We start from the raw sequence: 25,755 nt of genomic DNA, 5'->3' as shown, positions 1-25,755 counted from the left end.
CATTGCAGCGCAACGCTTTTCGTCTTCACTCGACTATTGCGAGCGTGTCAGGGTGACGGTCACGTCTCCGTCGATCGAGCCGATTGCCTCGGCCCCTGACGCGGCCATGCTTCCCAAAATGACAATGCCCGGGTATTCGCTCTGATCGCCGTAGTAAAGGACGAAGTCGTTCCCCGGCGCGTAGTACCCGATGTCGCCCGAATCGGGATCCGCACTCCCGGGCGCTCCGTCGGTCGACAACTCGGAAGGGAGCGGCCCTGCCTTCTCCACCGCACCGTGGTCGGACAGCGTCAGTGTCAGAGGAAGCAGCGCGAGGAGATCGCGACTGGCCGCGCTATCGTTCATCGTTCCCACCACAGTCCGTTCACCTATCCGAATGTCGATACGCATGGGCTCTCCGTTCTCACCCTGTACTCGAGCAGATGCACCGGCCACACCTGTAGGCGGACCGATCGAACCTGTGACGCTTGCGGATTCAGTCGAAGATTCCTCGCCGGCCCCGGTCGAACAGGCGGCCAGCACGACCGACAATCCGACCACTGCCATGTACTGCTTCTTCATCGTGCATTCCTATTCGGGTGCTGGGTGCGATGACATCAGCGGCCCTGGTACTGCGCGTCGGTGATGTGCTCCGCCCACGTCGTCGTCGCGGTGGGATCCTCCCCGTTCTGAAGCATCGCGATGTGCTCCATGAACACGCCCGGTGCCGCGGCATGCCAGTGCTCCTCGCCTGGAGGGGTGTACAGCGTCTGGCCCGGGTGAACCTCGATGATGCTGCCGTCGCGACTTCCGAATCGCGCTATTCCCTGTGTGACGCGAAGATATTGGCCGTTCTCGTGTGAATGCCACGCGGTGCGAGCACCGGGTGCAAAACGTACGGTGGCAACCACCATCGACTGGCCCTGTTCGTGCGGCATCGCAATCGGGTCCAGCCACACATCGCCGACAAACTGCGAAGCGGGGTTCTTGGACGTGGGAACAGCAGGTTCGATATTCACGGGACGCTCACTTTCTGCACAGAAAAACCCCGGAAAGAGTGTGCGGTGCGCTCACCGCGAATCGCTGGTTCAGTCAATCGCGAAAACAGAGTTGTGGGGAGTCACTGGCGAGAGGTGTACCGGCAGGGCACCTCTCGCTACCGATTCGATATCCGTAGCGAGGAGTCCGGTGATCATCGACGGTGCTTGCCGGGAGCTCCGTCCGCCGGTCTCGTCAAGGAAGGTGTCGAGCTCGCCGACGGTCATCCGGCCCGTGCGACGAGTCCGACAACCCCACCTGACCCGACGGATGCGCGGCACCGACTACCGCACTATCGGCATGACCTGACGCACCTTCGGATCTCGCAGATACAGCGCGCCCCACGCAAGAACGCCGACGTACGCCGCGAACAAGACCGTGCTGAACAACGGCTTGTCCACTCGCCAATTGGTGAGGACGGCACCACCGAGATATCCGGTCAGAAGCACCGCACCGAGAAATGCGGTGCGCGGTACCAGGTACAGAACCAGGCACACCAGTAGTACGACGCCGATGACGGGCGTCATCTCTTCGCGCAGCCCCAAGTCCACTGTCGCATCTTTCACCTGTTGCACATTCAGCAATTTGCCGACGATATCGAAAATCAGAAACAGCGCGAGCAGGCCCGTCAGGACCCAACCCACGCGTCCTGCGTTGCGCGAGTTGGTCGCAGGTTTTGTCGTCATGGTCATGATGGTCTCCGATGCTCGATAGTGAGGTGTCGCCGGTATCGACTGCCATCGGTACGAAAACTCACCGCCGTCAGCACTAGGTCCGGACTATTCGGGCCTCGATAGTGTCGGGTCGATCATCGAAACCGACCGTTTCGACGTTGTCGAGTCTCCGACTTGTCAGACTCCCGACCACGAGCGCACAATTCGTCACTATGGCACTGATCTCGAAGGGCTTCGTCGGCCGCAGACGCGGCGACGACGGGCGCACTCCCCCCGGTCAGTATCTGACCAAGGATTTTCCCGTCCTCGCGATCGGCCCTGCGCCCGTGGTCGCCACCGACACGTGGTCCTTCTCGATCACCACCGAACGCGGCGAGACTCGCAGCTGGAGCTGGGACGAATTCGCGGCACTTCCGCACGAGACCCCGACCGTCGACATTCACTGTGTCACCAAATGGTCGAAGCTCGACACCACCTGGCGCGGCGTGAGCCTGGACGTTCTGCTGGACGGCCTCGATACCGACGCCGGCTACGTCGTGGTGCACGGCTTCGACGGCTACACCACCAACCTCCCGCTCGAAGACCTCAGGGACGGCAAGGCCTGGCTGGTCACCGAGTTCGACGGCGCTCCGCTGGCCCGCGAACACGGTGGTCCCGCACGGCTTTTGGTCCCGCACCTGTATTTCTGGAAGTCGGCGAAATGGGTCTCGCGTATCGAGCTGACGGTCGAGAACGAACAAGGCTTCTGGGAACGCGGCGGGTATCACGACTACGGAGATCCGTGGCGCGAGCAGCGCTACCAGGGCGACTGACATGGTGATGACCGCTGGGGCAAAACCCTGGCTCGTTGCCACCGTTCGGGCCGTGCGGCGTGAGACACCCACCGCGTCCACTCTCGTTCTGGACGTGGACGATTGGCCCGGTCATCTCGCCGGCCAGCACGTGGACGTCAAGCTCACCGCCGAGGACGGCTACAGTGCGCAGCGAAGCTACTCTTTGGCCTCGGCACCCGACGGCACGTCGCGCATCGAGATCGCGGTGCAGAACGTCGCAGACGGAGAGGTATCGCCTTACCTCGTCGACGCCGTCGACGTAGGCGATCAGATCGAACTGCGCGGACCGGTGGGGCGATGGTTCGTGTGGCGGCCGTCCACGCCTTCCGAGACCCCGTCTCCGCCGATCCTGTTGGTGGGTGGCGGTTCCGGCATCGTCCCGCTGCGCGCGATGGTTCGCGCACAAGCGTCTGCGACGGGCGGACGGGTACCGTTCCGAGTCCTGTACTCCGTGCGCGAACCCGCCGAGGTCTACTTCGCCGACGAGTGGGCTCGCCCTCCGGCCGGCGTGGACGTCACCATGATCCACACGCGGCGGGCACCTGCGGGCAGCGCGCGGCCACTCGGCCGCATCACACTCGACGATCTCGACGCCCACGGGTGGCCGGCGGAGTTCGAGCCGCGGTGCTATATCTGCGGCCCCACCAGTTTCGTCGACACGGTGGCCGACATGTTGGTGGGACGTGGTCACTCGGCAGCCAATATCCGAACAGAGCGTTTCGGACCGAGCTGACGGAGGCGGTTGAGGCCGCAGTGCAGCCGTCAGCCTCCGTGCTGTGAGACCCAGCCACTGAGCAGTACCGTCGACGGGTCGACCGGACCGGCCATCTTGCCCTGCGCAGTGAAGAAATCGACCAGGTTTTGAGCCTGCTGGACGTCGGCTTCGGTGAAGTCTCGACCACCGAAGTCGATCTGCGACAACCGATCCTGTGCTTCGCCGGCATCCATCTGGATTTCCGAGGACACCGCCCTGGCTGCACGAGCCGGATCGGTGTTCACGATCTCCGAAGCCTCGGCAATCACCGAGAACACCTTGCCGGCGAGTTCCTCGTTGGCCGCGAGCCAACCATCGGATGCGATGATCCACTGGGAGTATCTCGCGCCGAAGTCACCGGTTGTCGCGACAACTGTCGACCCCGCATCCTTGGCTTGGGCTATCCACGGGTCGAAGGAGATGAATCCATCGATGTCCCCTCGTGCCAGAAGCGCCGGCTGCTCCGGCGGACTCGTGGTCACCAGAGTCACCGCAGCGGGGTCCATCCCCAAGCTTCGGAGGTACAAGTCGGTGAAGTACAAACCGATACCGGGAAACACTCCCATGGTCTTGATGTTCGCCGGCGAGACCCCGTCGCGCAGGACGACCTGGAAGTAGCGATCCGAATCCTGGAACGCTCCGAGTGCGCGAAGGCTCGGGTTCGCGGCCATGACAGTGAGCGCAGTGGAATCGGCGTTGCCGGACAGCTCCGACGTTCCCGCCACCACGTTCTGCGCACCGGCGGCCCCGCCCTCCGTCTGGATGACCTCGACATCGAGGCCTGCGGCCTCGAACATTCCCTCGCTGTCGGCGAGGAAGATCGGCGCGTACGACGGGTCGACACCGACCGAGATGCGTACCAGATCAGCGGTCGCGGCTGCTTCGGTGGCAGGTCGCGAGCAGCCCGCGGCGAGCACGACCACCGAGGCCACGACGACGGCCAGCGCCCGACCGGCGGTCGGAAAAGTGCGTTTCAAGAGCATGTTGTGCCTTTCGATGTGGAGTGCGGTCGACACGGATGCGGCAGCAGTCCCATGTATCGGAAGACATGATGATGTCGGTGTTCGCTCTGACGTGTACGTCCGACGGTCCGGCCACCAAACCCCGCTACGAATCCGTCCGAGATCGGTGCGCTGGGTTTCGGCCACGTTAAAGACATCGGTCGGGTCCGCACGGTGGACCGCGTTGGTGGGCGCGCACTCGGACCGCCACTAGCTTTGCCTCACACCACCGCGAATGCGGTCCAGATCACAGTAAGGAGACCGTGCGCCCATGGCCCCACGATCGATATTCGGCAGGTCGAGTCTTGTTGCAATCGCGGCAATCACCGTGCTGTTCGCAGGTGCATGCAGCCGTCCGGCAACCGAGGCCGCGGAGGCGACCAGCTCCACCGGCAGTATTCGTATCGCAGTCGGCATCGACGCGTCGTACGCGCCGTTCTTCGTGGCCGACGAGCAAGGCCTCTTCGAGAAGGCCGGTCTCGACGTCGAACTGGTTCAGTTCGGCCGTGGTGGCGAAGCAGTCGACGCGTTGTCCACCGGTCAGGTACAGATGGCGGGTAGCTCGGATACCACCACGATCGCTCAGCTCCAACAGAACCCGGCACTACGCGCCATGTACTCGTACGAGTCGTCGGGTGACTACATCAAAGTTGTGCTCCGCAACGGCGTCGACGGCCCCCAGGCGGTACGCAAGCTCGGCATCGTCGCCGGACTCAGCCAGATCTCGACCGTCAAGTACCTCGAAGCGAACGGTGTTTCTCCGGACTCCGTCGAGATGATCTCGGCGACTCCGACGGATATGCCTGCACTTCTGAGTCGAGGTGACATCGACGGATACGTGATGTGGGAGCCATGGCCGAGCGCTGCGATCGACCAGGGAACCGGCAAGGTCGTGGCGACCACCGGCGACTTCGATTGGTTCTACCACCATTGGGCGATCACGACCCAGTCGTGGCTCGAGGGTAACGAGGACACCGCACGCGCCGTACGAGGCGTGCTGTCGGAGGCAACAGCAGCGGTAGAAGCCGACCCGCAGGCCGCGGCGGTGGCGACCGAAACAGCAGTGAACGTCGAGCAAGCGCAGACGGTGAAGGCAATCGACGAAATCGACTTCGAGGTCGAGGATTTGACGGCAACCAGTGTCGCCGATGCACAGAGCGTGGTCGATTTCTACACCCAGATCGGCGCAATGAACAACCAACCCGACCTGAACACGGCACTGCTCGTCGATTGGTCGACGGAGGGATCGCGATGAGTGTGGACACGGTGGAGGGCGTTCCTATCGAGGCACGCGACGTAGCAATCAGATTCGGCGAATTGGAGGTGGTCAGCGGCATCGACCTCGACATTCGACCGGGCGAGTTCGTCTGTCTCCTCGGGCCGAGTGGGTGCGGCAAGTCGACCCTGCTCTCGGCCCTCGCCGGTTTCGTCGACGTGGCGGCCGGCGGTATCAGCTGTGACGGAGAGTCGGTGAAGGGAAACAACACCCATGCCGGCATGGTGTTTCAGAGTTCGGAAGCATTGTTCGAGTGGATGACCGTCAACCAGAACGTTGCGTACGGACCCCGGATGCACGGATCGAGCAAGTCCGAGCAGGCCCGTATCGCCGCGGAGTACTTGGCAATGGTCGGCCTGAAGCACGCCGGCAGTAAATACCCGACGCAACTGTCCGGTGGCATGAAACAACGTGTGCAGATCGCGCGCGTACTGGCCAATCAACCTCGTTTGGTGCTGATGGACGAGCCGTTCGGCGCACTCGACGCCCAGACGCGTCAAGTTCTTCAGACCGAGCTGGACGGAATCTGGCGGCGCACCGGATGCACCGTCGTGTTCGTGACCCACGACATCGACGAAGCGATCACGCTGGCCGATCGTGTCGTCGTCATGACGGCCGGTCCCAGCGCTCGAATCAAGAGTGTCTACGAGGTCGATGCTCCCCGTCCGCGCGACCGCAATCATCCCGCCGTTGTCGATCTCTACGAACGACTACGAGACGACATCCGAGCCGAAGTGGTTGCCTCGCTTCGCAATCAAGGAATCGAGGAGGACACGCTATGACCGCCGTGATCGCTGGACGCACCGAGGCAGCGCCGCCGACCAAGCCCGGCAGGGGAAATCGAGCATGGGGTGCAGGAAAATCCGCGATGCGTACCGCTGCGCTCTTCGTCGTCTCGGCAGCAATCGGTCTCGCACTCTGGTCTTTCCTGGCATGGTGGTACGGACCGACGACCATGGCGTCGCCCGCGGCCGTCGTCTCGGCCGCGAAGGAACTGTCCGACACCGGTGTCCTGTGGACATCGATCCAGGCGTCCGGACAACGCATCCTCATCGGTTGGGTTCTCGGTGTGATCGTGGGGGCACCGGTGGGAATCCTCATGGGCCGCATCAACATCGTCCGTCAATTGCTCGATCCCTACATCGAGTTCTTCAGGTTCATCCCGCCCATCGCGTTCGTTACGCTGGCTGTGGTGTGGTTCGGCATCGGCGAAACGTCCAAGGTCGTCCTCATCTTCTACACCTCGGTGTTCATCGTGACCGTGAGTACGATCGCTGCGACAGTCGCGATCAGCGACAACAAGTTGCAAGCGGCGACGAATCTCGGCGCCGGCAGGCTACAGATAATGAAGACGGTCGTGCTGCCGTCCACCGTGCCGGGAATCGTCACCGGAGCTCGGTTGGCCATGGGAAACAGCTTCTTGACCATCGTCTCGGCCGAGATCGTCGCCGCCGACGCAGGCATCGGCTCCATGATCTGGCAGGCACGAAATTACGGCCGCATCGATTGGACGTTCGTCGGCATCATCACCCTCGGAATCATGGGCTTTCTGTTCGACCGCGTACTGCGGTTGCTGTCCAGGAAGTTCCTCGGCCGCTACGGGGTCAAGTGATGCCGGGTCCGGCCGCATCCATCGCGGAACTCGCGTCGATACCGGATGCACCTGTGGGTCTGACCACCGAACAGGAACGCATGCGACGCAAGATCGCGGTAGTGGGTGGCTACCGCATACTGTCGCGATTCGGCCTCGACGAAGGCATCTCCGGCCATATCACCGCCCGCGATCCGGAAGATCCCGACACGTTCTGGACTGCTCCGTTCGGACGTCACTTCTCCCAGGTGCGGCCCGAGGAGTTGTTGCACGTCGGTGCCGACGGCACCGTTCTGTCCGGATCGGGGCCGCTGAACCGAGCGGCCTTCGTCATCCACTCCAAGGTGCACGAGGCTCGCCCGGACGTGATCGGCGCGGTACACGCACACGGGCTGCACGGCAAAGCGTTCTCGTCCCTGCACCGGCTGCTGCGGCCGATCACTCAGGACGCGTGCGCTTTTCACCAGGATCACTCGTTGTACGAGGAGTATCACGGGGTCGCGCTCGACGCCGAGGAAGGGTCCCGAATTGCCGCGGCTCTGGGTACGAACAAGGCCGTGATCCTGTCCAATCACGGCCACCTCACCGTGGGAACTTCGGTCGAGGCTGCCGTGTGGTGGTACGTCTCGATGGAACGGTCCATGCAAGCCGAATTGGCCGCATATGCCGCCGGCGATCCGGTGGTATTGCACGACAAGATCGCGGCACAGACGTTCGAGGCCGTCGGAGTGGACAAGGTCGGCTGGTTCGCCTACTCGACCATCATTCAAAAGATCGCGGCGGAGGAGCCGGACATCTTCGACGCCCCGCCGTCGACCGCGCATTGATCGTTACCGCGGCCATATGTAAACAGCTCGAAACGGGTTCACTCAGTGGACCCCGAAACCCGAACAAAAAGTGAACAAGGGCCTAACGTCGAATTGTCGGAGACCCCGACAATTCGACCTCTGAGGTGAGCATGTCTTCCGCACTCTCCGCACGAACTGCGAACAATCCTCGACCGCTGGAGATAGAGCCGACTGCGGACATGACCTCGGTGTTGGCCAAAGCCAAGCTGATCGTCGACGCATTCGACAGTACGAACACCGATCTCTCGCTGACCGAGCTCACGCGTCGCAGTGGCGTGTCCAAAGCCAGCGTGCACCGACTGGCCGGCGAACTGGTCGATTGGGGTCTGCTCGAACGCGCAGGCACGAAGTACCGGTTGGGGCTACGGCTGTTCGAGCTCGGCCAGATGGTCCCGCGGCAACGCATTCTTCGTGACGCCGCCCTTCCGTACATGGAGGACCTACTGCTCGCCACCCAGGAGACCGTCCACTTCGCGGTGCGTGAAGGTTTCGACGTGCTCTACATCGAGAAGATCGTGGGCCATCGAGGCTTGAACGAGAACTCGAGGGTGGCGGGACGACTTCCGTTGTACAGCACGGCAACCGGAAAGATCATGTTGGCCTTCTCGCCGCGAGAGGTCTTCGACGAGGTCGTCGCACAGGGCTTCGTTGCACATACCTCGCGCACGACGATGTCGGTAGCAGTGTTGGCGCAGCAGCTCGAGCGAATGCGCAAAGATCAGTTGGCAGTGGAAGTAGAAGAAACCCGACTGGGCTACATGAGCGTCGCAGTTCCGGTTTTCAGCGGTAATGCGGTCTTGGCCGGTGCCCTGTCGGTCACTGCACCGACCTCGAGAATGAACGTCAATCGTGTTGCTGGAGCACTACGTACGGCCGGAATAGGAATTTCCCGCAGCCTGCAGGCGATGCGATGTCTGCAGCCGGCGGGCGCCGCTCGCAGAGACGGAACGTGTCACCCCACCGTGTGCGCATTCAACGGCTGCGGCAAATAATTGGAAGAGCGGCTTCGCCGCACGTGAGCGAAAGTTCGTAGCAGAGAACGAGTTTCCGTGCACATGCAGCGAAGCCGCTCACTCACGGCGATGGACGAGGCTTCGGTCCACCGCCGTGCGGCTTCGGCCTACTGGGCGAGGTTGATGAACGTCGTCTTGACCTCGGTGTAGGCATCGATCGAATGGGAACCGAATTCACGGCCCCAGCCACTCATCCCGAAACCACCCCAGGGTGATGCCGGGTCGAGCAAAGGCAGCTGATTGACGAACACTGTGCCGAACCGCAATTTGGGCGGGAGCGTGAGTGCGGAGTCGAGTGCCTTCGTCCACACCACCGCAGCCAAGCCGTAGTCGGTGTCGTTCGCCCGGGCGATGACCTCGTCCTCGTCGTCGTACGCCATCACCGAGAGCACCGGCCCGAAGATTTCGTCCCGGGCGATGGTCATGTCGTCGCGCACTCCGGCGAACACCGTTGGCTTGTAGAAGAACCCGTCGGCCAGATCGCCCTGGACGCGGCTTCCGCCCGTCACCAATTCGGCTCCTTGTGACCGACCGGATTCCACGTACGAATGCACTCGATCGAGATGCTCCTGGGATACCAGGGGGCCGATGACCGTGGCCGGATCGAATCCGGGACCGATCGGCAACGCGTCGGCTGCCGCGGCGATCTTGGAGGTGAACTCGTCCGCGCGTGAGCTGTGCACGAAGAACCGGGTGTAAGCGCCACAGGCCTGCCCTGTGTTGAACACGGCACCCTGCAGGTTGCCCGCGACCGCGGCGTCGATGTCGGCATCGGCGGCGATGATGCTGGGGGCTTTTCCACCGAGCTCGAGCGATACTCGCTTCAGATTTCCGGCCGAGGCTCGAACGATGTGCTGCCCGGTTTCGGTCGACCCGGTGAACGACACCTTGTCGACGCCGCGATGGGACACCAACGCCTTACCGACTTCGGGTCCTCCGGTCAACAGGTTGACCACGCCTGCGGGAACTCCTGCCTCGAGGCACAATTCGACCAGCTTCATCGTCGACAGCGGCGTCTGTTCGGCAGGCTTGAGGATGACCGAGTTACCCGTGGCGAGTGCCGGTGCCAGCTTCCATGCTGCGATGGCCAGCGGGAAGTTCCACGGGGTGATCAGCGCGCACACACCGACCGGTACCCGCTGTTGGAAGCTGAGGTTTCCGGGAATGGACACGGGCGAGACGGTGCCCTCGATCTTGGTGGCGTAGCCCGCGTAGTACCGGAAGACCTGGGCGGTCAGCGGAAGGTTGACGCCGACGCTCATGAACGTCGGCTGCCCCTGGTCGGCGGTTTCGATTGCTGCAATTTCCTCGGCATCTCGGTCGAGCAAATCGGCGATCCGCCACAGGAGCTGCCCGCGTGCATCGGGGCTCATCCCCTGCCACGCATTCGACTCGAACCCCACACGCGCTGCTGCCACCGCAGCGTCGACGTCCGCGATCGTGGCTTCGGCGAACCGCCCGATCACCTGGTTGGTAGCCGGATCCACGGTCTCGCCGGTACTGCCATCGGAGGCATCGACCCACTCGTTTGCGATGAGCAATTGCGTGTTGTGCATGTGTTCCCTCAACATCTCGTTCGGCGAGCGCCATATCGGACTTCGACGGTCCAATGTGCCAGCCGCAGACCGACCCGGTGTCGGGGAGTTTCGGTGACCGAACCGACCCCGAATGTTCGACCCGTCGTAAACAACACGTTTCGATCCACTCACTGGGCTTTACATTGTTATCCATCTGGATAATGATGGTGTTTGTGACGGGGCGCACACCCTTCACCCGTGAGCACAGGAGGCAACCATGTCAGTGTTGGCACATTCGTTCGACCTGGACGAGGATTCGTCGCTGACCCCGCCCAACTCCGTGCTCGGGAAGGCCTTCTCGATACTGTCCGCCTTCGACGGCGACAGCGACTCCCTGCGCTTGGTCGACCTCTGCGAACGCAGCGGCGTCCCCAAGCCGTCGGTCTACCGGCTGGCACAGGAGTTGGTTGCACTCGGCTTGCTGGAGCGGGTCGGTCACGAGTACCGAATCGGGTTCAGCGTGTTCGCCCTGAGCCAACGTGCGGGGAGCACATCGCTGCTTCGCCGAGTGGGCCGGCCGGTCCTCGTCGACCTCGTCGCATCGACGAGGGGCACCGCACACCTGGCCATTCGCGAGGGCACGCACACGTGCTACTTGGAGAAGCTCGGAGGAACGCGGAGCGTGCACTCGCTCTCCCGTGTCGGCGGCCGTCTCCCGCTGACCTGCACTGCATCGGGGAAGCTGCTTCTCGCAATGGCTTCCGACTCCAACCGGCTTCTCGAGCAGCTGGTGGAGAGCGACTTTCCACGGCTGACCGCGCAGAGCGCGCGAACCATGCAGGCCGTCCGCCGCGAGATGGTGTCGATCCGCACGCAGCGCCTGGCCACCGAGCGCGAAGAGGCTCTGGTCGGATACAAGAGCTTCGCTGTGCCGATCTACGACTCCGGAGACAACGCCATCGCGGCGCTGTCACTGACCGTTCCGGTGGACCACACCGGTGACGCCGCACTGATCAACGCACTCCGGCTCGCCTCGCACGCGATCACTCGGCAGCACACCCGCGCGGCAATGCACACGTCCGGCGTCTCGGCGACGCAACGACCGGCCTAGTCCGTATCGCTCAACGGACCCGATTCGTGCGTCGATCGCCGTTCAGCTGTGAAGCTGGACCAGTTCTGCCACAACGGCAGTGACGCCGCAGTCCGTGAGTGAGGTAAGCCCATGCCAATCGCCACCAGAGTCGCCATCATCGGATCTGGGAACATCGGGACCGATCTGATGATGAAGATCGCTCGCTCCGAGGTCCTCGAGATGGGTGCCATGGTCGGAATCGATCCCGACTCCGACGGCCTCGCCCGTGCGCGGGCGCTCGGCGTACCCGTCACCCATCGTGGCGTCGAGGGGTTGATCGAGCTCGACGGGTTCGACGAGATCGAGATCGTGTTCGACGCGACGTCGGCAAAAGCCCACCAGGCCAATGCCGCTCGGCTCGAACCGCTGGGAAAGACGATGATCGACCTGACCCCGGCCGCGATCGGGCCGTACGTCATCCCGGCCGTCAACCTCGAGAACCACATCGATGCCCGCAACGTCAACATGGTCACCTGTGGTGGGCAGGCAACGATTCCGGTGGTCGCAGCGATCAACCGAGTCGCTGCCGTTGCGTATGCCGAAATCGTCGCGTCGATCGCCTCCCGGTCCGCAGGACCGGGAACACGTGCGAACATCGACGAGTTCACCGAAACCACGTCGGCCGCGATCGAAACGGTCGGGGGCGCAGCACGCGGCAAGGCGATCATCGTCCTCAACCCGGCCGAGCCGCCACTCATCATGCGTGACACAGTCTTTGCCCTCGTGACCGACGACGGTCTCGGCGGACTCACCGAACGTATCCGCGAGTCCGTCTCCGCGATGGTGGCCGATGTCGCCGCCTACGTGCCCGGCTATCGGTTGAAGCAGGAAGTCCAGGTTGTCGCGGTCCCCGACGATCAGCCCGTCGAGACGTTGCTGGCCGACCCGTCCGCACCCCGGCCCACCCATCAGGTCTCGGTATTTCTCGAAGTCGAAGGTGCCGCAGACTATCTTCCCGCCTTCGCGGGCAACCTCGACATCATGACCTCCGCCGGCATCCAGGTCGCCGAACGCATCGCAAGCCGAAAGGTGGCACTCCGATGAGCACACCCATCTACGTCCAGGACGTCACGTTGCGTGACGGTATGCACGCCGTCCGGCACCGCATGTCACCCACCGACGTTGCCCGCATCGTCGTCGCGCTCGACGCTGCCGGCGTCGACGCGATCGAGGTGGCACACGGCGACGGGTTGGCGGGTTCCTCGCTGAACTACGGTCCGGGATCGCACAGCGATTGGGCGTGGTTGGAGGCTGCCGCGTCGGTGATCGAACGAGCCACCCTCACCACCCTGCTGCTCCCCGGTGTGGGATCGATCCACGATCTGAAGCGGGCGTACTCCCTGGGGGTGCGGTCGGTTCGCATTGCCACTCACTGCACGGAAGCAGACATCTCCGCGCAGCACATTGCGGCGGCCCGCGAGATCGGGATGGATGTGTCCGGCTTCCTGATGCTCTCGCACATGGCAGAGCCCGAGGCACTGGCCAAGCAGGCCAAGTTGATGGAGTCGTACGGTGCCCACTGCGTGTACGTGACCGACTCGGGTGGTCGTTTGACGATGGGCGACGTGCAGAAGCGCGTGCGCGCGTATCGGGACGTGCTCGAACCGGGGACCCAGATCGGTATCCACGCCCACGAGAATCTCTCTCTGTCCGTTGCCAATTCGCTGGTTGCGGTCGAGAACGGTGCCTACCGAGTGGACGCGTCGCTGGCCGGACATGGAGCCGGGGCAGGCAACTGTCCCATCGAAGCCTTCATCGCCGCTGCGAACCTCACCGGATTGACCCACGGCAGCGACCTGTTCGCACTTCAGGATGCCGCGGACGACATCGTCCGCCCGCTTCAGGATCGACCGGTCCGGGTCGACCGCGAGACGCTGACCCTGGGTTATGCCGGCGTCTACTCGAGCTTCCTCCGGCATGCGGAGGCTGCGTCGAGCGCCTACGGCGTCGACGTTCGTGACCTGCTGATGGAATGCGGCCGTCGCCGACTGGTCGGTGGCCAGGAGGACATGATCATCGATATCGCTCTCGGTCTCGTGGCCGAAAGGGAAGCACAGCCGGCGTGATCGCCCCGACCTCGTGGGCCGAGGCGGTGGAGCTCCGTGCGCACGCCGAAGCCGATGGTGAAATTATTCGCCGTGTCGGCGGGCGAGGCATCAGCGCCGGTCGGCTACTCGAGGACGCGGTGGCCATCGCCGGCGCGCTGGCCACCACCGTCCGGGTCGGTAGCGTCGTCGCGACCGCGTGTTCGTCCGGGCCCGCGGCCGCGACCCTCACCACGGCCATCTCCTGGCTCGGGGCAATCGAGCTCCCGATCCCGACGGCTCTGGATCCCGATGTCGCTCGTCAGCTGATGACTGCGGGCGGCGTCGCGCTCACTGTCGCCTCACCGGCACGGTTGGCCGCGGAGCCACATCTGCTTCGGCTCGCCGATTCTGTCGGTGCTGCGACGATGACCATCGACGGCCATTACGACGGTCTCGCTTCGGTGACGGACCACACCGGGCCCAGGCCGCCTCGTCATCGGTCGTCGTCGAGCGACCCGGCCGCGATCATGGTGACCTCGGGGACCGGAGGCCGCCCGAAAGGCGCTCTTCTGTGCAACGGCGTCGGGCTCGGTCAGGCCCGACGGGTCTGCCGCGCTATGGATTACGGCTCCGACGATGTCTTGCTCAACGTATTTCCCTGGCAACACGTCAATGCCCGTCAGGCGGCGTTCCTTCCTGCGGTGATGTCCGGTGCTCGCCTGGTGGTCGACGACTTCTCCGCGCGACGGTTCTGGCGCACCGCACGGGAAGAGAGCATCACCGCCTTCAACTTCATGGGTGCAGTGTGCGCGATACTGCTGCGCTCCCCCGCCACCGAAGACGATCGCGCGCACACCATTTCGCGCGCGTACGGCGGCCCGGCACCGGACTGGATGTTCCACAGCGTGGCGCAGCGATTCGGTATCGAGCTACGGCAGGCATACGCCTCGACCGAGCTCGGTGACGTGGCGACGACCGACGTGGCACCGCGCCCGGGCGCGGCGGGTCGAATCGTCGACGACTATCGAGTACGCGTGGTGGACGACGACGGACGTCCGATGGACGACGGATCGGCCGGCTCGATCGAGGTGCGGCCGTGCGGCGATGATCTGACGTTCACCGAGTACATCGGAGAACCGGAAATCACCCGAAAGGCGTGGCGCGACGGTTGGTTCGTCACCGGCGACCGCGGGCGTCTGATCGACGGCTGGCTCTACTATGAGGGACGAACTGCTGACACGATCCGGCGCCGGGGTTTGACCGTCGACGCCGAACGGGTGGAATGGGTGGCATCCGGCCACCCGGACGTCGCCCACGCTGCTGCTGTCGGCGTGCCATCCGAGTTGACCGAGGACGAGGTGCTGCTCGCGGTCGTCCCCCGGCCCGGGCGACAGATTCGCCCGCGTGACCTTCTCCGCTACTGCGCGCAAGAACTGCCGCGCCACGCCGTTCCCCGGTACGTCAACGTGGAGACGGCTCTGCCGACCACGGCCAGCAAGAAACTCAATCGGCGCGCACTACGCGATCGCGGTATTCCGACCGCCGCGTTCGATGCCGAAGCGCACCAACAAGATTAGGAGCTTTCCCTTGTCCGTTCCCGCGATTCGCGTACTGGACCTCACCGACCGACTCGGATATCAGGCCGCGCGTGTGTTCGTCGGCCTCGGTGCCGACGTGGTACGGGTAGCGCTGCACGAACATTCCGATACAGCGGCGGACCGACTGCATTGGCACGCTGGAAAGAAGATCCTCCGGCATTCGGCCACCGTCTCGGACACCACGTTGATCGAGCTGATCGGCCAGGCCGACGTGGTCCTCGAGTCCGGCCCCGCGTCCAGGCTTCGCACCCTCGCTCTGCGTGAGACTCGACCGTCACTGTGGGACAGTGTCGTCCACACGGTGATCACTCCGTTCGGAATTTCGGGCCCGCGCCGGGACTGGCTCGGCGACGACACGGTGATCACCGCAGCAGGCGGCATGGCGTGGCTGTGCGGCGATGCCGGGCAGGCCCCCGAGCCACCGCCGCGCGAGCAGGGGACCCAACTCGCCGGCACCCAGGGTGCCATCGGGGCACTCCTCGCTCTCATCGCGCGACGTCGCACCAACTCAGGTCAATTGGTCGAGATCTCTGCTCAGGAAGCTGTCGCCGCAACCCTCGAGATCGGCGCTATCTCGTGGATCCACGGCAGGACGATTCCCGGACGCACATCGGGCATCTACGGCCACGTCGCCCACCGAGTGTTCCAGGCATCCGACGGGTTCCTCGCCGGCGGCTACTCCGGATCCCCCCGCATGTGGACGGACCTGCTGGCGTGGATGGTCGAAGAAGGCGAGGCCGAGGACCTGGCCGACGAACGCTGGCAGGACAACGAGATTCGGTGGCGCGAACGAGCACATGTGGATGCGGTGGTCTCCCGCTTCACCGGTCGACGCTCGGCCCGGCCGTTCGCCGAGGAGGCTCGCCGCCGCGCACTACCGTGGGCCGAGGTGGCGAACGGGCCCGCGCTGCTGGACAATCCGCAGCTCATCGATCGGCAGTTCTTCGTACACAGTGGAAGCAAGGGCAGCTACCGAGACGTGGGCTTCGGCTGGGAGTCACCCGCGTTGCCCAGACCCGTACGCCTCGACGAACCCCGCGACGTCGCAGCGAACGAAGCATGGGCTGTCGTGCGCCCCGGCCCGAGCGTCGATGCGGCCGAGAAACATCACGACGAGAACGCACACGCCGGCACCACCGGCGCACTGGACGGGGTCAGAGTTCTCGATCTGACCTGGGTTCTGGCCGGACCGTACGTCACCAAGACCTTCGCCGAACACGGTGCCGACATCCTCAAGGTGGAGTCGTACCACCGAAAGGATCCGACCCGCTTCTCTCCGGGTATGAGACTGCGCCCCGAGGCGGGGTTCGACGACGGTGGCTACTTCCTCAACTTCAACCGTAACAAGAGAAGCGTTGCGTTGAATCTGAAAACCGAAGCGGGGCAGAAGCTCCTGCGTCGACTGGCCGCCGATGTCGACGTCGTCGTCGAGAATTTCAGCCCCGGCGTCCTGGCACGGTGGGGGCTCGATTACGAACAACTCCGGAAGATCAACCCGGGAGTGGTGTTGGTGTCGATGGCCGGGACCGGCCAGACCGGACCGTGGCGCGACGCCGTGACCTTCGCTGACACCCTCGCAGCCATGTCCGGACTGACGGCGGAGACAGCACGGCCCGATCGCGATCCGCAGGGGCTCACATTCGGACTCGGCGACATGGTCGCTGCGAATGCGGCCGTCATCGGCGCACTCGAGCTGCTCTATCGCGGCGAAGGCGGCCACGTCGACCTCTCGCAGCTCGAGGCGATGGCCTCCCATTTGGGCTCCGCGGCACTCGAAGGCCAGATGGCAGAGGATGTTCCGACCGCTACCACGAGGATCCTGAAGAGTCTCGGCGAAGACCGATGGATAGCCGTCGGGAGTTGCAGTTCCGACGCACTGCGCGAGGCGCTCACAGGAATCGGCACCGCCGTCGAGCATGATCCATGGGAGGCACTCACGCAGGCGGCCTCAACGATGGACGCCGAGGTGCTCGCGGAGAGCCTGCAGAACGAGGGCATCGCGGCGTATCCCGTCCGCGACGGACGCGACCTGGTCGAGACGGACATACAGCTGCGAGCTCGCAACTTCTACCCCACGCTCGAACACCCGATTGCCGGGCCCGTTGCGCACGAGGGAATCGTCGCGCACCTCTCCGCTACCCCCGGTGGCTTACGCACAGCGGCACCACTTCTGGGCCAACACACCGACGACATCCTCGTCGAACAGCTCGGTCTGACCCAGGACGAGCTGGTCGACCTGCACAACGAAGGAGTTCTTTCATGAGCGCTGAACCGACCGGCCACCGCTACAAGCGCAACGGCGACATCGTCACCGTGGTGATCGACCACGGACCGATCAACATCGTCGATCCGGAACTCATCGAATCGATGATCACCCATCTTCCCGCCGTCCTGGACGACCCGACGGTCCGGTGCGTGGTGGTTCGCGGCAAGGACCGGATCTTCGTCGGCGGAGCGAATCTGCGCGTCATGCACCGACTCGATCCCGACACCTACCGCGACATGCGCCGATGGGTGGTGGTGCAGCGCCTTCTCGAACTGGCTCCCAAGCCGGTGATTGCCGCGCTGAACGGTCATGCTCTCGGTGGAGGTGCCGAGTTGTCGCTGGCCTGCGACCTGCGAATCCTGCACGCACAGGCCCTGTTCGGATTCCCCGAGACAGATCTCGGAATCTTTCCCGGTGCAGGCGGGTCGCAACGGCTTCCCCGATTGGTGGGCGCGCATCGGGCCAAGCGTTTCATCATCGACGCCACCAAGTTCACCGCGGAGGACGCTCTGCGAGAGGGCTTGGTCGACGTGGTCGCTGGCGACGATTTCGAGGAGGTCGTTGCCCGGGAGGCACGCCGTCTTGCCGATCGTCCCACTGCCACAATCGGATTGGTGAAGTCCGTGATCGATCGCGGACTGCATCTTTCCATCGACGAGGCCATGGCGGTCGAAGAGGAGCACGTCATGGCCAATCTCGAATTGCGGGACGCCGCCGAGGGTATCGGATCGTTCCTGGACAAGCGCACGGCGCAGTTCGAGGGTCGATGAGCTAGGGGGTCAGTTGACCGCGCCGGTAGCCGAGACGTTGTCGCTCAACGACTTCACGAGAGTCGCCAAGTGCGCCAGGTCCGATCGGGCAGCCGACGCGGTCAACGATACCGCCGCCAACAACAGACCGGTGGGCCCGAAGACCGGCGCTGCGACCGAGCAGTAGCCTGCGGTCATCTCTTCGCGTTCGGATGCGTACCCGTCTGCCCTCGCCCGACGCAGTTGCTCGGCCAACATGCCGGGCAACACGATCGTCGCCGGGGTCACCCGCTCGAGCGGGCCCCTGGCGAGCACCTCGTGAAACAGCTTCGGCTGCCCGAAAGCGAGCAGAACCTTCCCAGTGGCAGTGGAGTGCAGGGGAAGTCGACCCGCGATCCGTGACGGGCGAGCGGAGGTGGGACCGCCGGCGACCTTTTCCAGGTACAGGACTTCGTGCCCGTCGAGTACTGCCAGATGCACGGTCTCATGGGTGCGGTGATGGAGGCTCTCCATGAACGGCCGGACGGCGTCGCGCAGGACCCGCAATCTCGGAACGCGGCTACCCAACTCGAAAGCTCGCATCCCGAGGCGATATTCGAGGCCTGACCGCTCGAGCATTCCCCATTCGAGAAGCTCCTGGCTCAGCCGGTGAACCGATGCTTTCGAGATCTGGGTGCGCTGTGCCAATTCGGTCAACGTGAGACTGTCGTCGTCGAGTCGAAACGCTTCGAGAATCAACCGCGTCTTGCCCAGCACGGAGTTCGCACCGCCGGGTGTAGCGCAGTCATCCTGCTTGGTCACGGTCGGCTTTCGAGGGGAGAAGGAACACGGTCCGGATCAAAATCTCTGCCAACCGACGCATCTCGCGTACGTCGACGAGATTCATGCCCCGGGTGAAGTCGATGCTCGAACCATCGGGCGTCGCAGCCACTTTGGGCATTCCTACCCGAGCCGTGGGTACGCCGCGCATGCGGAGGATGTTCGCGTCCGTTGCCCCACTGTTGTCCATGACGATCTCGTGCGGCGAGCCGGAGACCGTCTCGAAGGCGTCGACCGCCGCCCGAACAACCGGCGAATCAGGGGGCGTGTGGGTCGCCGGAATGGCCGCCACCGCTCGTGCCGACACCTCCACACCGAGCTGCTCGCTCACCCCGGCCAGCATGGCGCGAACTTCGCGCAGCACCGTGGCCGGCGTCTGTCGGGTCGTCAGCCTCAGATCGAGCCTGAGCGTCACTGCCGCAGGGGTCGACGCCGCGAGCCGGCGAAGGCCGCCGCTGATCGACGAGACGATTCCCTGGGGTGTCATCGTCGAGTATCGGTGCCGCTGTGCGTATCCCTCGAGCCAGTCTTCGAGAGCGATGGCCACGCGGCCGGCCGAGGCGACCGCATTGCTGTACGGGATGCGGTGGCGACTACCGACATAGGTATGTCCACCGTGCACGGTCACGTCGATCCACACGAGCCCGACTTCCTCGTGCAGAACCGTCCAACCGGGCTTGGCTATGACGGCGAAGTCGGTAGTGCAGCCGCGCTCGAGCATGAACCCCGCGCCCACCCCGTGACCGGTGTTCGTGCGGTCCGGCGCGCCTACTCCCGACACCGCGAAACTGGGCATGCCGCCGGCGCCGAAGCCTCCCACGATATCGCCGGGCGGGGTGACGCCGGCTGCGTGCAACGCGTGCAGCACAGCCAGCACCACTGCGCCGTGGCCCTTGGGATTACCGGCTCCCAGGCCCTCGACGATGTCGCCAGAGACCACCGCCCGCGGTGCAAGATCGGGCCGCCACGACGCCGACGCGCCGGGGATGTCGAGCGCGGGGTCTCCGGTGGTGAACGTATCGATCGGGGCGTAGAGCAGAAGGGACGGACCGTCGCCGCCGGGGACGGTCGCAACGGCATTCGCTTGGCTCGAGTCGATGCGTTGAACCTCGGCATCGACGCCGGCCGACGCCAGATCCGACGCGATCCACTCGGCCAACGGCGCCTCCCCGCCCGTGGGGCTGGGGATGTCGACCATCGCCCGGACGGCCGCGAGCAGACGTTCTCGCGTGAGATGTGCGAGGACGCGCTCGATGGCCCCGTCGGCGGAGTCCCTTCCGCTCGCGGTCGTCACTTGGGAATGACCACCGCTCGTCCACGGACCTTTCCTGCGCCGAGCTTGTCGAGCGCAGTCCCGGTCTCGTCCAACGTGAAGCTCTCGTAATCGAGCGTCAGATCTCCTGCAGCCAACAGAGCAGCGAGCTCGGGCACGGTGGAACGAGCAGACTCTTCACGCCGAATCATGTTGACCGGCAACAGTGCAACGTCGTCGAGCAGCCAATTGGACAGCCCGATCGACACGTCGTTGCCGGTGACGTATCCGATCGATACCGCGCGGCCGCCGGGGCGCACCCAGCGGGACCGGACGATGAGATTCGATCCACCCAGTGTGTCCACCAGCAAGGTGGCCGGGCGTTCCTTCGCCAGTTCGGCGAACTGCTCGTCGTCATCGGCGACCAATGCGGTGGCACCGTCAGGGACCCGCGAAGCCTGCTCGCGGTCGGCCACGAGGGCCGTCACCTTCGCTCCGTACCGCAGGGCCAACTGAGTGACCATCGAACCGACGGCACCGGCGGCACCGGCGACGATGACGTGTTCCTCGGCAGCGCTGCCGACGTCGGGCAACCACGAGCCGAGCCGGCCGACATCGACGAGTGCGGCACGGGCAGTCGTCGTCGGTACCCAGAACGTCGCAGCGACCTCGGGTGAGAGTCCGTGGGGCACTTCGACCAACGCCTTGTCCTTGACGACGACGTACTCGGCCCAGGTTCCGTTCTTGAACAGGCCGAGGCCGCCGCCGCGCAGTACCACCTTGGTGCCGGGTTCGAAGACGGCCGACTCGACGATGACGCCGCTGCCCTCCACGCCTCCGGTGTAGGGCAGGTTCGGCTTGATACCGAACTCACCACTGGCGACGGTCACATCGAGGTGCGCAACCGATGCGGCCTCGACGCGGACGAGTGCCTCCCCCGCTGCGGGCACCGGCACATCGACGTCCTCGACGACCGGCGGCTGTCCCCACGCGTGCACCCGGGCTGCGCGCATCGTCCCACTCATGCGACCGGGTGCTTCTCGAGGAACGCGAGACTGGCGGCGTTGTACTCGTCCGCGTGCTCACGCTGAGGCCAGTGGCCGCAGTTGTCGAACAACAGCAGCTCGGAACCGGCGATGTTCTGGTGCATCGCATTCGCCTCCGGAATGTCGCCGAACGGGTTGTTGCGGCCCCACACGACCAGGGTGGGAACGGTGATCTGGGCGAGGTCCTCGGGTGTGAGGATGTTCCGCAGCCGCGTTTCCATGTTCTGCAGCGACAGGAGATTGTCGATACCGGCGATGAAGTCCGGCTGGTGGTAGATGGTGTGCCGAACCGAGATCAGTTCCTCGCTCGCGTTGGCCGGATCGTGCATGAGCAACTGCATCCGGCGGCGCGTGAGCTCCACGTCGTCGGTCTCGACGGCCTTGCGCGTGCTCGTGCGAATACGATCCATGACCTCCGGGTTGGCCACCGTTCCACCGGCCGCGATCATCTGCAGCGAGGCAACACGTTCCGGGTTGTCGATTGCGGTCCGACCGCCCACCCAACCACCCAGTGACTCTCCGCCGATGTGCGCCTTGTCGATTCCGACGGCGTCGAAGTACGCGAGGAGATGGTCGCGGTAGCGCGGAATCTCGTACGGGTAGTCCGGCTTTCCGGTGTAGCCGTGGCCGAGCATGTCGATGGCGTGCACGGTGTAGCGCTCCGCGTGCGGCTTGATGTTCTGGATGAACGCTTCCAGGTGACCGCTGGTGCCGTGCAAGAACACGATGTGCTCGGCACCGTTACCTGCCCGAAGCGATCGGGTGGGGATTCCACCCGCGTCGATGGTGCTGACACTGAAGTCCAGCCCGGCCAGTTCCGTCCAAATTGTTCGTGCAAGTTCTTGCGTCACGTTGGATGCTCCTACTCAGTCGATACGGTGCTATTGGTTGATGCGATGTACTTGGGTGTTGACGTGCGCCAACGGGTTCGGGATCAGACGCTGGTGGGTGGCCAAGCGCCCGCTGAAGTAGCGCAGCGCGCCGAGCCCGGTACCGATGGCCAGCGGGATGTAGAGAATCTTCACGACGGTGTCCTCGTTCGCTCGATCAGGGATTGTGGCTGGCAGTGAAGAATCCGGTGACCACCGCGTGGTAGGCAGCGGGTCGCTCTTCCTGCAGATGGTGCGAGACGTTGTCCATGACATGCAGATTGCCGCGTTTGATCATGCGCGCGAGCATCATCGGATAGTCGGGCGTGAGAAACGCATCCTCTCGACCCCAGATGAACAGGGTGGGTGCCTCGATCATGCCCAATTGCTGTGTCAGGTCCTGCCATTCGCCGCGCGGGCTGTCCGACATCGCAGCGAGCGCTGTTTCCTCGGGATCGAGGCTCTGCTGGTAGCGCATGTCCAGGGTCTCCTCCGGGAGACGATCCGGGTCGCACCATTCCAGCCGCGTGATCAGCGTCCGCATCTTCTCCCGGGTGGGGCCTTCGCCGCCGTAGTACACGTCCCGAGCGGTTCGTCCTCGATGGCCACGTTCGGGAAGCGGAGCCAACGGACCGTAGAACACCGGCATACTGCCGGTGATCACCAGTGAGCGAACACGTTCGGGGTAGAGGGCCGCCACGTTGAGCGCGATCGTTCCACCCCACGAGTTGCAGACGAAGTCGGCTTGCTCGATGCCGAGTGCGTCCATCAGCGCCACGGTCTTGGCCGCGTGGAAGTCCCACATCGGGCCTGTGATCAGGCACTTCTCGGACTGCCCGTACTGCAGGATATCGACCAACACGCAGCGTCGGTCCGCCTCGAAATACGGTGCTACCGGGCCGAAGTCACTCCACGCGGTACACCCGGGGCCGCCGCCGTGCAGAAAGATCGTGTCCTGCCCGGTGCCGATGTCGTAGTAGTGGTAGGTGGCACCGTCCGCTTCGATGAAGCGACTTTCCGGGGGTGCCGAAGCGGCGGGCGACTTCCCGACCGCAACCGGTGTTGCGACAGTCATGAGTTCTTCTCTCCTGGCAAGGATTCGGGTTCGATCACGGCCACGCCCATTCCCGTCAACCATTCGGGCATCGGCGAATACGCAAGGGTCTTGCCCGGCGCGAAGCCGAGAGCGGCAGCCATCATCAGCCACGTTCGTAGCTCCTGGCCACCGTTTCCTGCGTGTTCGGCAATCTGCTCGGACGTCCACTGCGTGTATTTCTGCAGATCACCGTGTTCGAGGTCGCGCAGAAACTGTTCGTCGAATTCCGGGAATATGGTCGGCTGCGCACCGACGATGATCTCCCGTCGCCGCTTGTCGTATCGCTCCCACTCGCCGCGCCCGTTCAACCAGGCTTCGACGAGGAACTCCTCGTCCTCGCCCTCGGGAGCGGTCCAGTCGCTGGGCCAGGGCAACTGGTGCGACAGTCCGCCCGAGGCGACGACCACGACGCGTCGGTCACCGATGCTCTCGATCGCCCGGGCAATGTTGCGACCGAGCTCGGCGACGCGAGGAAGCGTCGGCAGGGGCGCAGCGAAGACGTTGACCACCAACGGCACCACCGGCACGTCGATTCCGTCCAATAGATATTGGATTGCGTGGGATTGACCGTGGTCGATCTGCAGCCGCGCCGAAATGGCCACTTCGGTGCCGGCATCGACGAGGTGCTGCGCCAACGCACGAGCGAACTCGGGATCGGTCTTCTGCGGGCCCTTCGGTGTTCCGCCGTCACCTGCGGCAATCACCTCGCCGACGCCCATGGTGAAGGACGGAATCAGGTCCAGCCAGAAGCCCCGGAAGTGGTTGGATCCCACCAGAACCACGACGTCCGGACGTGCTTCGATGATGCGGTCGCGGGCCGTCGTGAGTCCTTCTCGAAACGCCTCGGCACGGTCGGTGTGAACGACCTTGTCCCAGTGGGTGTTCATCAACGTGGAGTGAGATGCCCCGATTCCCAGCACGATTGACATGTTTTGCTCCTTAGGTCGAGCTCGAATCAGAGGAAGAGGTCATTACGGGGTCGGCACGTCGATGCCCTGTTCGGCCAACGCATCGATCCGATCCTCTGTCGTGTCCTCGGCGAGCTTGCGCCACTGCAGAAGCGAGTCGTCGGGCCGGTACAGCTTCTCCGGCGGTGCATCGGTCACCTCGACCATCCACTTGTCCTGGCTGGAGAACTGACCGTGGAACAGCCAACGGACCGCTCCGAGGTACTTGAAGTAGAAGGGAATGGTCCTGAGCCCCTTCTGGAAATCCGCCATCACTCCCACGTAGAGGTGGTTGTCCTCGTCCACCGGTACGTAGAACTCGTAGTGAATGAAGGTGGGGTAGGCAATTCGCAGCACGCCCGGCATACTCACCGACGCGAAACCCGGGAACTCCTGTGCCGCAATCACCGGGTTCACCTCGCGGTGAGATCCCGTGTTGCCGATGTTGGTGGTTGTTTTCGGCGGATTACTCTTGAACCAGGCCTTGCCCGTCCACTTGCCGAGCCCCGGGAAGTCTGCATCCCAGAACTGCTCGAGCTGAACTCGGTAGATCCAGCGGCCTCGCTTGACGATCTTGGTGGTGTTCCACACGGGCATGGCCTTGAACAGGCGCCACAGCGCCGTGCGGTGCAGGTACTTCGCGTGCCCCTCGTCGTATCCGTTCTCACACGCGAAGCGCCAGTTACCTTCTCGCGGCATGATCCGCGAACCGATGACGGCAGCGTTGCTGACGAGTTCCTCGGGCAGCTGCTCGTCGATGGGATGTGGCTCTTCACCGTCGCCGACGAAAATCCACACCATTCCCAGTCGTTCCTCGACGTGGTAAGTCGGTTGGGTGACCTTGCCGCAGATCGGCGACTTGGGCCCGTCGGTGATGGCGGCCTTCAGGTCGCCGGTCTCGAGGTCGAACGTCCAGCCGTGGTAGACGCACGAGATCGTGCCGGGAAACTGCTTGTTGCCGTAGCTCAATGGCACGCCGCGGTGGGGGCACCGGTTCGCCATGCCTCGAACGACACCGCGGTCGCGGATGACGAAGATGTCCTCGCCGAGCAGCTTGACCCGCACGGGGCGTTCGCCGACCTTGGACGAGAACACCACCGGGTACCAGTAGCCACGGAAGCCCGCTCCGGCTGCCTGATACAGGGGCCAACTGGACCAGTCCTGCCGACCGGGCAGGTTGCCGTCCTTCTTCTTCTGGGCCGGCGTCTTCACTCGGTCCGCTTCTGTCGGCGGTGTCGCGACGGTAGGGCGCGATACCGTCGACGCCGCGCGGGGTTCCAGCGTCTCGCTCATATGTGCTCTCCAGGTGCAGTTCACTCGAATCTTGCGAAGCGATCGACTTCTCGACTGATCGCTCCGAGTCGGCACAGCACATCACTGCGATGTGGACATCACAATCGAACCGGTCCGCCTACCGGAATTTGTCTCCG

The 25,755-nt window shown here is 64.2% G+C and carries 26 protein-coding genes; 13 read left to right on the top strand and 13 right to left on the bottom strand.

Annotated features, from left to right (window positions below):
* Nucleotides 1-33: 33 nt before the first annotated feature.
* The 3 genes from ASG84_RS28130 to ASG84_RS08080 all read right to left on the bottom strand — a co-directional run bounded on the left by ASG84_RS28130 (nt 34) and on the right by ASG84_RS08080 (nt 1,709).
* A complete protein-coding gene (locus tag ASG84_RS28130; protein ID WP_268793486.1) occupies nt 34-390 on the bottom strand; it encodes a cyclophilin-like fold protein in 357 nt (118 codons plus the stop codon).
* A 206-nt stretch (nt 391-596) separates the two neighbouring features.
* The gene (locus tag ASG84_RS08085; protein WP_057476486.1) at nt 597-998 is read right to left on the bottom strand and encodes a (R)-mandelonitrile lyase; all 402 of its coding nucleotides are present in this window, start codon (nt 996-998) and stop codon (nt 597-599) included.
* Between the two features lie 303 nt (nt 999-1,301).
* Nucleotides 1,302-1,709 carry a DoxX family protein gene (locus ASG84_RS08080; protein ID WP_057476485.1) on the bottom strand — a complete coding sequence of 136 codons (408 nt, stop codon included), beginning with the start codon at nt 1,707-1,709 and terminating at the stop codon, nt 1,302-1,304.
* A gap of 194 nt (nt 1,710-1,903) precedes the next feature.
* Between ASG84_RS08080 and ASG84_RS08075 the strand changes: the two genes are divergently transcribed.
* Entirely contained in the window at nt 1,904-2,503 is a 600-nt protein-coding gene (locus tag ASG84_RS08075) for a sulfite oxidase-like oxidoreductase (RefSeq protein WP_057476548.1), read from the top strand.
* Nucleotides 2,504-2,510: 7 nt separating this feature from the next.
* Nucleotides 2,511-3,257, top strand: coding sequence for a ferredoxin reductase (locus tag ASG84_RS08070; protein ID WP_442970911.1), 747 nt, complete (start codon nt 2,511-2,513; stop codon nt 3,255-3,257).
* Nucleotides 3,258-3,286: 29 nt separating this feature from the next.
* Here the strand turns inward: ASG84_RS08070 and ASG84_RS08065 are convergent, their stop codons facing one another.
* On the bottom strand, nt 3,287-4,255 hold the full coding sequence (locus ASG84_RS08065) for an ABC transporter substrate-binding protein (RefSeq protein WP_235581587.1): 969 nt from the start codon (nt 4,253-4,255) through the stop codon (nt 3,287-3,289).
* A gap of 295 nt (nt 4,256-4,550) precedes the next feature.
* On the opposite strand from ASG84_RS08065, the gene ASG84_RS08060 reads away from it, so the two are divergent.
* The 5 genes from ASG84_RS08060 (at nt 4,551) to ASG84_RS08040 (ending at nt 8,986) form a co-directional block, all read left to right on the top strand.
* Entirely contained in the window at nt 4,551-5,534 is a 984-nt protein-coding gene (locus ASG84_RS08060) for an ABC transporter substrate-binding protein (RefSeq protein ID WP_057476483.1), read from the top strand.
* A complete protein-coding gene (locus ASG84_RS08055) occupies nt 5,531-6,337 on the top strand; it encodes an ABC transporter ATP-binding protein (RefSeq protein WP_057476482.1) in 807 nt (268 codons plus the stop codon). The genes ASG84_RS08060 and ASG84_RS08055 overlap by 4 nt, the downstream gene beginning before the upstream one ends.
* The gene (locus ASG84_RS08050) at nt 6,334-7,167 is read left to right on the top strand and encodes an ABC transporter permease (RefSeq protein ID WP_057476481.1); all 834 of its coding nucleotides are present in this window, start codon (nt 6,334-6,336) and stop codon (nt 7,165-7,167) included. The genes ASG84_RS08055 and ASG84_RS08050 overlap by 4 nt, the downstream gene beginning before the upstream one ends.
* Nucleotides 7,167-7,973 (top strand): class II aldolase/adducin family protein, encoded by an 807-nt coding sequence (locus ASG84_RS08045; protein WP_057476480.1) that lies wholly within the window; start codon nt 7,167-7,169, stop codon nt 7,971-7,973. The genes ASG84_RS08050 and ASG84_RS08045 overlap by 1 nt, the downstream gene beginning before the upstream one ends.
* A gap of 200 nt (nt 7,974-8,173) precedes the next feature.
* Nucleotides 8,174-8,986 (top strand): IclR family transcriptional regulator, encoded by an 813-nt coding sequence (locus ASG84_RS08040; RefSeq protein WP_200936525.1) that lies wholly within the window; start codon nt 8,174-8,176, stop codon nt 8,984-8,986.
* Between the two features lie 128 nt (nt 8,987-9,114).
* Here ASG84_RS08040 and ASG84_RS08035 read toward each other — a convergent pair whose 3' ends face one another.
* Complete coding sequence (locus ASG84_RS08035) at nt 9,115-10,563, bottom strand: aldehyde dehydrogenase family protein (protein WP_057476546.1); 1,449 nt, start codon at nt 10,561-10,563, stop codon at nt 9,115-9,117.
* A gap of 238 nt (nt 10,564-10,801) precedes the next feature.
* Between ASG84_RS08035 and ASG84_RS08030 the strand changes: the two genes are divergently transcribed.
* The 6 genes from ASG84_RS08030 to ASG84_RS08005 all read left to right on the top strand — a co-directional run bounded on the left by ASG84_RS08030 (nt 10,802) and on the right by ASG84_RS08005 (nt 18,317).
* The gene (locus ASG84_RS08030; protein WP_057476478.1) at nt 10,802-11,635 is read left to right on the top strand and encodes an IclR family transcriptional regulator; all 834 of its coding nucleotides are present in this window, start codon (nt 10,802-10,804) and stop codon (nt 11,633-11,635) included.
* Between the two features lie 111 nt (nt 11,636-11,746).
* Complete coding sequence (locus ASG84_RS08025; RefSeq protein WP_057476477.1) at nt 11,747-12,700, top strand: acetaldehyde dehydrogenase (acetylating); 954 nt, start codon at nt 11,747-11,749, stop codon at nt 12,698-12,700.
* The gene (gene dmpG, locus ASG84_RS08020; protein WP_057476476.1) at nt 12,697-13,722 is read left to right on the top strand and encodes a 4-hydroxy-2-oxovalerate aldolase; all 1,026 of its coding nucleotides are present in this window, start codon (nt 12,697-12,699) and stop codon (nt 13,720-13,722) included. Before ASG84_RS08025 ends, dmpG begins: the two co-directional genes overlap by 4 nt.
* Nucleotides 13,719-15,260, top strand: a complete 1,542-nt coding sequence (locus ASG84_RS08015) for an AMP-binding protein (RefSeq protein ID WP_057476475.1) — start codon at nt 13,719-13,721, stop codon at nt 15,258-15,260. Before dmpG ends, ASG84_RS08015 begins: the two co-directional genes overlap by 4 nt.
* A gap of 10 nt (nt 15,261-15,270) precedes the next feature.
* A complete protein-coding gene (locus ASG84_RS08010; protein ID WP_057476474.1) occupies nt 15,271-17,544 on the top strand; it encodes a CaiB/BaiF CoA-transferase family protein in 2,274 nt (757 codons plus the stop codon).
* The gene (locus ASG84_RS08005; protein ID WP_057476473.1) at nt 17,541-18,317 is read left to right on the top strand and encodes an enoyl-CoA hydratase/isomerase family protein; all 777 of its coding nucleotides are present in this window, start codon (nt 17,541-17,543) and stop codon (nt 18,315-18,317) included. The genes ASG84_RS08010 and ASG84_RS08005 overlap by 4 nt, the downstream gene beginning before the upstream one ends.
* Before the next feature lie 9 nt (nt 18,318-18,326).
* Here the strand turns inward: ASG84_RS08005 and ASG84_RS08000 are convergent, their stop codons facing one another.
* From ASG84_RS08000 to ASG84_RS07970, 8 genes are read right to left on the bottom strand one after another with little or no spacing between them, the layout of a single operon-like run.
* Nucleotides 18,327-19,097, bottom strand: a complete 771-nt coding sequence (locus tag ASG84_RS08000) for an IclR family transcriptional regulator (RefSeq protein WP_057476472.1) — start codon at nt 19,095-19,097, stop codon at nt 18,327-18,329.
* On the bottom strand, nt 19,081-20,409 hold the full coding sequence (locus tag ASG84_RS07995) for a M20 family metallopeptidase (protein ID WP_057476471.1): 1,329 nt from the start codon (nt 20,407-20,409) through the stop codon (nt 19,081-19,083). Before ASG84_RS07995 ends, ASG84_RS08000 begins: the two co-directional genes overlap by 17 nt.
* A complete protein-coding gene (locus ASG84_RS07990) occupies nt 20,406-21,392 on the bottom strand; it encodes a quinone oxidoreductase family protein (RefSeq protein WP_235581586.1) in 987 nt (328 codons plus the stop codon). The genes ASG84_RS07995 and ASG84_RS07990 overlap by 4 nt, the downstream gene beginning before the upstream one ends.
* Complete coding sequence (locus tag ASG84_RS07985; protein WP_057476469.1) at nt 21,389-22,264, bottom strand: alpha/beta fold hydrolase; 876 nt, start codon at nt 22,262-22,264, stop codon at nt 21,389-21,391. The genes ASG84_RS07990 and ASG84_RS07985 overlap by 4 nt, the downstream gene beginning before the upstream one ends.
* Nucleotides 22,265-22,294: 30 nt before the next feature.
* Nucleotides 22,295-22,438, bottom strand: a complete 144-nt coding sequence (locus ASG84_RS27375; RefSeq protein ID WP_156399425.1) for a hypothetical protein — start codon at nt 22,436-22,438, stop codon at nt 22,295-22,297.
* Between the two features lie 22 nt (nt 22,439-22,460).
* Nucleotides 22,461-23,357, bottom strand: a complete 897-nt coding sequence (locus ASG84_RS07980; RefSeq protein ID WP_057476468.1) for an alpha/beta fold hydrolase — start codon at nt 23,355-23,357, stop codon at nt 22,461-22,463.
* On the bottom strand, nt 23,354-24,307 hold the full coding sequence (locus ASG84_RS07975; protein WP_057476467.1) for a catechol 1,2-dioxygenase: 954 nt from the start codon (nt 24,305-24,307) through the stop codon (nt 23,354-23,356). The genes ASG84_RS07980 and ASG84_RS07975 overlap by 4 nt, the downstream gene beginning before the upstream one ends.
* Nucleotides 24,308-24,349: 42 nt before the next feature.
* Nucleotides 24,350-25,618, bottom strand: coding sequence for a Rieske 2Fe-2S domain-containing protein (locus tag ASG84_RS07970; protein ID WP_082520860.1), 1,269 nt, complete (start codon nt 25,616-25,618; stop codon nt 24,350-24,352).
* Nucleotides 25,619-25,755: the final 137 nt, after the last annotated feature.

The organism is Rhodococcus sp. Leaf278, from assembly GCF_001426085.1.
In the GTDB taxonomy this organism is placed as follows: domain Bacteria; phylum Actinomycetota; class Actinomycetes; order Mycobacteriales; family Mycobacteriaceae; genus Rhodococcoides.
The sequence above is the reverse complement of the archived record's forward strand: the minus strand, read 5'-3'. Positions and strand labels throughout refer to the sequence as shown.